The organism is Streptomyces sp. TSRI0281 (assembly GCF_001905125.1).
Lineage (GTDB): Bacteria > Actinomycetota > Actinomycetes > Streptomycetales > Streptomycetaceae > Streptomyces.
In genome coordinates this window covers 1-6,919 of sequence record NZ_LWLE01000032.1, presented here as the reverse complement: position 1 = coordinate 6,919, position 6,919 = coordinate 1, and the positions used below count along the sequence as shown (strand labels likewise).

Genomic DNA, 6,919 nt, shown 5'->3' with positions numbered 1-6,919 from the left:
TCCTCTGGAACCTCAAGATCCCAGTCTCCAGGTGTCCACGATCAAGGGGAAGCTTCAACTATGCAATGCCCCTGCCCCAGGGACAGGCATCGAGCACACCTGTCCCGCCCAACTACTCCGAACGGGTGACACGGCGACCTGAGGCTTGTGGCATATGCCGTGATCTTGGGTTACTGAAGGTGTCCAACCAATGGGCAGCCCGTACCGCTCGGGGAGCGTGGTGCCGGGGTGGGTTGTCGCTCTTCACACGTGGGGAGGGCGCAGGTCCGCCGGGATCGCGATGGGCACCCCGAGGGGTTGGATGTTGGATCGCCAGTCGGTGCCGCTTGCGCGGTGCCGGCTGGCTTGGTTTGTGCGCCAGGCGGAGGTCGATGGCGTACGCCGGTGGTACGCAGGCGCTCGCCGTGGCGCGCTTTGCCACCGAGTACCGTGATTGACACCTTGCCAGAGATGCCTCCCTGTGGAGTACTTGAAGCAGCGAACCGGTGGGCCGCCCATCCCATGACCGGGGAACACGGTAAAGGGCGGTGTCTGCCGGTTTCTTCCTTTGTGTACCTACGAGGGAACTCCGTTGACCCGACGGTACGGTTCAGCCGCCCGTCCTCCCGCAAGGGTCTCCGCGAAGGCCGACCCGGCGGCCCCCCGGTTCCGCTGTGCCCTCTGTCCCGTCCTGTCAGCGAGGAGTCTCTCCATGCCCATCTCTCCGAACCAGGGATCCACCGGCGGTGGCACGCTGGTGACCATCACCGGTACGAACCTGTCCGGCACCACCGCCGTCGCCTTCGGCACCAAGCCGGCCACCAACATCACCAACGTCTCGCCGACCCAGGTCACGGCAGTCTCGCCCTCGGGCGCCGGCGCCGTCGGGGTGACCGTGACCACCGCGGGCGGCAAGAGCAACCCGATTCCGTTCTTCTACGTCGGAGCCCCGTTCAAGTCCTCGCTCGGGCCGACCTCCGGCCCCCTGGCAGGCGGCAATACGGTCACGATCAACGGTGTTGGGCTGGCGACGGCCACCAGTGTGTCCTTCGGCGCCAACACCGCCACGCCGACGGTCATCTCCGACACCCAGCTCACCGTCACCGTGCCGGCGGGCGCAGCGGCTGGCCCCGTCGGAGTGAGCGTGACCACCGCGGGCGGGACGAACAACGGTCTGTCCTACACCTACGTGGCCGCCCCCAATGTGACCGCCGTCACGCCGACCTCCGGGCCGGCGTCCGGCGGTACCGGTGTGACTATCACCGGCACCAACCTCGGCACCACCGAGTCGGTCACCTTCGACGGCAACGCGGCACCGTTCTCCGTGGTGAACTCCACCACGGTCTCGGCGGTGACCCCGCCCGGCGCCGTCGGCGCGGTCGACGTGGTGGTGACCAACCCGGCCGGCTCCGACACGGCCACCGGCGCGTTCACCTACGTCGCGGCTCCCGGCATCTGACCCTCACCCGCGCTGCCGCCCGGACTGCACCGGGCGGCAGCTTGCCTTGACCACCGCTTCCCGGGCGGTAGCTCTCGTTCCCTCCGCCGTCCGCCCACCGATCCTCGGTTGGCGGGCGGCACTCATCCGCCGACGCCCCCAGATGCGGCGGTTCCCCCGGACCGGCATCCGCGTCACCCCGGGCTTCGCCCAGGCTGCCATAGGAGCACCCTCATGCCGCCCACGATCACTACCATCAATCCCTCGCAAGGGCCCACCACCGGGGGCACCACCGTCACCCTGACCGGCACCGGGATGACGGGGTCCACCGCCGTACGATTCGGCAGCACCAACGCCACCTCCTTCACCGTCAACTCGGCCACCCAGATCACGGCTGTGAGCCCGCCCCGCACCGCAGGCGCGGCGGCGGTGACTGTCCTCCATCCGACCGGCAACAGCAACTCAGTGACGTTCACCTATGTCGTGGCACAGGTGCCGGCGGTCACTGGGGTGGCGCCCAGCAGCGGTCCGACGTCGGGCGGCACCAGCGTCACCCTGACGGGCACCGGGTTCACCGGTGCCACGGCGGTCACTTTCGCAGGGACCCCGGCGACGTCGTTCATCGTGAACTCGGCCACGCAGATTACCGCCACGACACCCGCCGGAAGTGCCGGGGCCGCCGTGGTGACTGTCACGACACCGGGGGGCACCAGCGCCCCGGACAGTTTCTTCTTCTACGCCGTGCCTCCCGTCCTCAACAGTGCCGACCCCGCCCAGGGCCCGACGGCCGGCGGTGTGGTGGTCACACTGACCGGGAGTAATCTGCTCAACGCCAGTACGGTCCGCTTCGGCGCCACCAACGCCACCTCCTTCAGCGTGGTGTCGGCGACACAGATCACGGCCACCGCCCCGCCGGGAACGGGCAGTTCAACGATCACCGTGATCACCCCGGGCGGCACGAGCAACCCCGTCGCCTTCACCTATGTCACCACGCCCACCCTGATGGCACTGGTGCTCAGTAGCGGTCCGACGTCCGCGGGCAACGTGGTCACCCTCACCGGCATGAACCTGGCCACCGCCTCGGCCGTCACCTTCGGGGGCACGGCCGTATCGTTCACCGTCGCGTCGGACACACAGGTCATGGCGGTCGCACCCGCGGGACCCCCTGGTCCGGTCACTGTGACCGTCACTACGGCGGGCGGCACCAGCCCCGGCCTGACCTACACCCGCGTCGCCGCGCCCGGCATCTGACACCCGGACATCGGGAAAAGGAGCCGCCGCACACACCTCGTGCAGCCCCTTGTGCCGCTCCCCCACTCGGCTGCCCGACGACCGGTTTGGGCTGCTGATCCAACCAGGTTACTTATGGGCGCCGCCTCCCTGGAAGGCAAAGGCGATCGCCATAGCGTGAAGCTCCACGGCGCCCGCGCCTCGCGGGCCCGGCGACAGAACAAGGAGCCGAACCGGTGAGAATTACACAACGCAGAGGGAAACTGGTCGTCGCCACTGCCCTGGCCACCGTACTGGGGCTGGCCTCGCCCGCCTGGGCCGTACCGTCGAGCACCACGGTGACGGCCACTCCGCAATCCGCCGAGGTGGGCACAGCGGTGCAACTGCAGGCCACGGTCGACTGTCCTGCCGACCCCACCGGCGGGCTCGGGATGACGTTCTTCGACGGCGGCGACGAGCTCGACACCGTGATCGTGAACGCCAACGGCCAGGCCAGCTACACCGCCACGTTCACCACCGTCGGCGCGCACACCGTCACAGCCGCCTACAACGGCAACGCGGAGTGCGACGCCTCCAACAACACCACGACCGTCCAGGCCACGTCCGCCCCCAAGCCGCCCGGTCCGACCCCCGGCTTCTGCCTCCTCGTCTGTGGCGGACTGATCAACTTCTCCGTCGGTGACATCACCAACAACGTCAACATCTCCGCGCACAAATACAAGCCCCAGAACCAGCGGCACCAGCGCTAGGCACGCGCAGGACCCCCGCGGACTGCGGGGCCTGCAGGCCGCTCCGGGTGAACGAATCCGACCTCATGGATGCGGTCACTGATTTACGAGGTGTGCACGGACGAGGCCCGGTCGTCCTACCCCTCGCGTGGGTGTTGTCAGGTTGGTGGGGTGTTGATCGGTTGAGGGCGCGTCAGGACGTGTGGGGGTTGGGCGGGGGCCAGGGTCACACTGCGGTGGGCGGGGCGGTAGCGCCGATGATCTGGTCCCAGATCACGAAGCGGACGGTCATTTCGGTGCGGTGGTCGGGGGCGGTCCTCCGGTGCCGGCGTGGCCGGAAGTGGGGTGAGATGCCGCTGAACACGGACAGGAATCTCTGAGCTCCTCCGACGCTGCGGAAGCCTTTCATAGCGCGTTCGCGCTGCCTCGTTGGCTGGTGGGAATTCTCGGCCCGGTTGTTCAGGCCTGTGTGGGAGCGGTGCTCGACCGAGGGCATCACCTCGCGGTGGGCCGCTCCGCAGGAACGGAGCCTGTCCGTGACGATCACCCTCGGCACGGCCCCGATTCCTTTGAGGAGCCGACGGAAGAAGCGCCTGCCGCAGCCTTGTTGCGCCAGTTCTGGACGAGGATGTCCAGCACGTTGTTGCCGTCCTGGTCGACCGCGCGCCAGAGGTACATCTCTCGCCGTTGATCGTGATGAAGACCTCGTCAAGATGCCACTTGTCACCGAGGCGGGGACATCGGCGGCGCAGCACGTTGGCGTAGGGCTGACCGAACTTCAGACACCACCGGCGGATCGTCTCGTAGGACACGATGACGCCGCGCTGCAGCATCAGCTCCTCCACCTCACGGAATGACAACGGGAAGCGGAAGTACAGCCACACGCAGTGGGAGATCACCTCGACCGGGTACCGGTGCCCCTTGTACGACGGCGGCGTACTGCCCACGGACAAACCCCCTCCACCGTGATCAACCCGAAGATCATCCCACCCGGTCAGCCAACGTGACAGCGCCTCTGATGCCCGTGTGCGCCGTCTTCTTCGCAGCCCAGCTGCCGGAGATGCAGCCTTCTCCGCCCCGATCCCGGACAGGCCGACCGCATCGTCGAGATCCGCGACAACCTGCTCGACCGCATCACCGAAGCAGAACGAGAGGGCTGGCTCGGCGAAGTCGAAGGGCTCAAAGTCAGTCTTGCCGGAGCCCGGCAGAAGCTCGCCGAGGTTCACCGTTGCGCCGCAACCGTGAACCTCGGCATTCCTGCATTCCGCGACATCTCCAGCCGCACCGTCACAGCCGCAGAGAACCAGACGTGACCTTCAACCATGGGTGCGGCCGCCGATTCTCGAAAGTTCAGAGAACACGTCAATACGCTGCTGATGCAGGAGGTCCTGGCCGATCCGGAGTGGGCGGACAAGCTCACCGACGCGGACCGCAGTGCGCTGTCGCCGCTGTTCTGGACGCATGTGAACCCGTACGGCCGGTTCGAGCTGGACATGAACACCCGCCTCGATCTGGACCTGTCCGTCCGGGCGACGGTGCCCGGCCCAAGCACCCCGCAGAGGGAGACGGCCGCAGCACCGGCGTGACACCTGGTGACCAGCCGCTCGCGGTTGTTGCCGTGGTGGGCGGCTAACGCCTCGATGCCGGCGAACTCCGCCGCGAACGACCCGGAGGTCTCGACCGCCTTCTGTGCCTGCGTCAGCGCCGGGCCCGCGCACCTCCCAGAAAGCACGCCGATCCGGCTCGTGGCAGCCGACGGCGTCATCCGTCGGCTGCCACGAGCCGGATCCAGAGGCTGGTGCTGACGGGAGATCTACTCGGTGTGCAGCACCGAGGCGATGGTCATCCGGGCCGCCGACCGGGCCGGGACCAGGGCGCCGAGGACGGCGATCGCCACACCCGCGAGGAGCATCGCGGCCAGCTGCGCGGCGTGCCAGACGTCCTTCATGTACGCCGGGAAGTCGATAACTCCGACGTGGTCCACGACGAGGCGGTGGGCCCCGATCCCGAGCGGGATGCCGAGCAGCCCGCCGACCGCGCCCAGCCCGGCGACCGAGGTCACCGTCATCACCACCACCTGCCGGGGGGTCATGCCGATCGACTTGAGCATGCCCAGGTCCCGGCGCCGCTCACGAGTGTTCAGGAGCTGTTCCAGGAGCGCGGTCTGGAGGAGGGCGAGGCGCCGGCCGCGCAGTGCTTCCTCGGACAGGCCCAGGACCGGCTCGGGGTCGCGGTCTCGATGACGTCGATCTCGAACCCTGCCAGTACGCCCCGTTCGACGCTTTCCGAGAGTCCCAGCTCGAAAATTCACTCGCCGTACGGCCCGTCCGGGTCGCTTCGCATCGAAGCGATCTCCAGTTCCTGCCCGTCCTTGCCCTTCTGTGGCCGTGGCGAGGCGAGGATCCGGGGCGTCGCGGTGAGGTACAGGCGGAAGGCGGCCGGGATCCGGGCGTTGTCGTGGATCGCTGCCCACGGACGACCAAGATCGCCAGCCGTAGAGTGCGCCTCGTCCATGATCGCGAGGTCGAACCCGTCCATGGACTGCCCAAACAGCCGCTCCCCGCCCGCCAGAGCGGGCTCTGGGTCTACTCAGGCTGAGTTGAGTAGGTGCGCTCATGCCCGGCAGGCCGTTGCGCGGCGAGTATCGGTGCAGCGGCGGGGCCGAGTGGCGCCGGCCCGATTCAGTACTCAAGACAGTTACGGAGAATTTCATGTCCCGACGTATCGTTCTGTCAGTGGCCGCCGGTGTCTTCGCCCTCGGTGGTGCCGGGGCCTTCGCTCTGGCCTACGCCGGGGAGCAGCCTGTGGCCCTGGCGCACAGCGATGCCCGCTACACCGCTCCCGAGGGCGACCGCGACGGCTCGCTGACCTTCGCCACCGACGTCACGGCGTCCTCCGGCGTCAAGAGCGTGAAGGTACTGGCCTGGCCGGAGAACTCGTCCCTCGCCGAGAAGGAGCTGACCACCAAGGACATGGCCACTGCGGAGTCGGCCGTCTGCAAGCCTGCCGGACAGGACACTGTGCGCTGCACCTACACCACCAAGATCACCGGCTCCGACGCCGAGTCATCCCCGCGCGGCGCCTGGCACATCGCCGTCCTGGCCACTGCGCAGGACGGCACCACAACCCTGGACACCAAGGCGGCCGGCTTCACCCTGCGGTAGATGAGTAGCCGTACTCATGCCGAGGTCTTGGGAGCCACCCGAGGATGATGTCCACCCCGACACAAGGAGCCAGCCATGTCCGCCGTCTCCACCGCCGCCGGCCCGACGGCGGAAGCGGAGGCGCCGGCACGGTCGCGGCAGATTGCCTCGCTGCCGTTCCGTCGGGCGAGCAGCGGACGAAGGTATCGCTTTCCGGACGGGGATCCTTCGTTGTGTCCGTGGATGGTCACAGGAACGTCGTGGATCAAGGACATCCCGTTCTCGGTGTACGACGTGGTGCATGGTGCGTGAACAAGCAGTTCACAGACGTCAGCTGTTCCAACGGCGCTGTCACGTTGTTGAGTGTGTGAGTGTCTGATGGCGTGTCGGGTGTGGTGGGG

General features: G+C 67.9%; 7 protein-coding genes and 2 pseudogenes. 6 read left to right on the top strand and 3 right to left on the bottom strand.

The genetic code is table 11. From position 1 onward, the window contains the following. Nucleotides 1-691: 691 nt before the first annotated feature. The 3 genes from A6A29_RS29150 to A6A29_RS29140 all read left to right on the top strand — a co-directional run bounded on the left by A6A29_RS29150 (nt 692) and on the right by A6A29_RS29140 (nt 3,396). Nucleotides 692-1,438 carry an IPT/TIG domain-containing protein gene (locus tag A6A29_RS29150; RefSeq protein WP_073724456.1) on the top strand — a complete coding sequence of 249 codons (747 nt, stop codon included), beginning with the start codon at nt 692-694 and terminating at the stop codon, nt 1,436-1,438. 213 nt (nt 1,439-1,651) lie between these two features. After that, nucleotides 1,652-2,668 carry an IPT/TIG domain-containing protein gene (locus tag A6A29_RS29145; RefSeq protein ID WP_073724454.1) on the top strand — a complete coding sequence of 339 codons (1,017 nt, stop codon included), beginning with the start codon at nt 1,652-1,654 and terminating at the stop codon, nt 2,666-2,668. 215 nt (nt 2,669-2,883) lie between these two features. After that, nucleotides 2,884-3,396, top strand: coding sequence for an Ig-like domain-containing protein (locus A6A29_RS29140; protein WP_079183076.1), 513 nt, complete (start codon nt 2,884-2,886; stop codon nt 3,394-3,396). A gap of 205 nt (nt 3,397-3,601) precedes the next feature. Here A6A29_RS29140 and A6A29_RS29135 read toward each other — a convergent pair. Beyond that, a pseudogene (locus A6A29_RS29135) lies at nt 3,602-4,322 on the bottom strand (IS6 family transposase). 375 nt (nt 4,323-4,697) lie between these two features. Between A6A29_RS29135 and A6A29_RS29125 the strand changes: the two are divergent. After that, complete coding sequence (locus A6A29_RS29125) at nt 4,698-4,961, top strand: Tn3 family transposase (RefSeq protein ID WP_073724452.1); 264 nt, start codon at nt 4,698-4,700, stop codon at nt 4,959-4,961. Between the two features lie 227 nt (nt 4,962-5,188). On the opposite strand, the gene A6A29_RS29120 is transcribed toward A6A29_RS29125, so the two are convergent. Both A6A29_RS29120 and A6A29_RS29115 read right to left on the bottom strand, forming a co-directional pair. After that, complete coding sequence (locus tag A6A29_RS29120; RefSeq protein WP_338012907.1) at nt 5,189-5,518, bottom strand: ABC transporter permease; 330 nt, start codon at nt 5,516-5,518, stop codon at nt 5,189-5,191. Between the two features lie 6 nt (nt 5,519-5,524). Then, a pseudogene (locus tag A6A29_RS29115) lies at nt 5,525-5,955 on the bottom strand (DEAD/DEAH box helicase family protein); the annotation flags it as partial. Nucleotides 5,956-6,086: 131 nt separating this feature from the next. On the opposite strand from A6A29_RS29115, the gene A6A29_RS29110 reads away from it, so the two are divergent. Both A6A29_RS29110 and A6A29_RS29105 read left to right on the top strand, forming a co-directional pair. Continuing rightward, entirely contained in the window at nt 6,087-6,539 is a 453-nt protein-coding gene (locus A6A29_RS29110) for a DUF5707 domain-containing protein (RefSeq protein ID WP_073724450.1), read from the top strand. A 75-nt stretch (nt 6,540-6,614) separates the two neighbouring features. After that, a complete protein-coding gene (locus A6A29_RS29105; RefSeq protein WP_073724448.1) occupies nt 6,615-6,830 on the top strand; it encodes a hypothetical protein in 216 nt (71 codons plus the stop codon). Nucleotides 6,831-6,919: the final 89 nt, after the last annotated feature.

Bases quoted from the DNA above. Each gene is read 5' to 3' on its own strand.
- A6A29_RS29150 (WP_073724456.1), top strand. From the start codon at position 692: ATGCCCATCTCTCCGAACCAGGGATCCACCGGCGGTGGCACGCTGGTG.
- A6A29_RS29145 (WP_073724454.1), top strand. From the start codon at position 1,652: ATGCCGCCCACGATCACTACCATCAATCCCTCGCAAGGGCCCACCACC.
- A6A29_RS29125 (WP_073724452.1), top strand. From the start codon at position 4,698: ATGGGTGCGGCCGCCGATTCTCGAAAGTTCAGAGAACACGTCAATACG.
- A6A29_RS29110 (WP_073724450.1), top strand. From the start codon at position 6,087: ATGTCCCGACGTATCGTTCTGTCAGTGGCCGCCGGTGTCTTCGCCCTC.
- A6A29_RS29105 (WP_073724448.1), top strand. From the start codon at position 6,615: ATGTCCGCCGTCTCCACCGCCGCCGGCCCGACGGCGGAAGCGGAGGCG.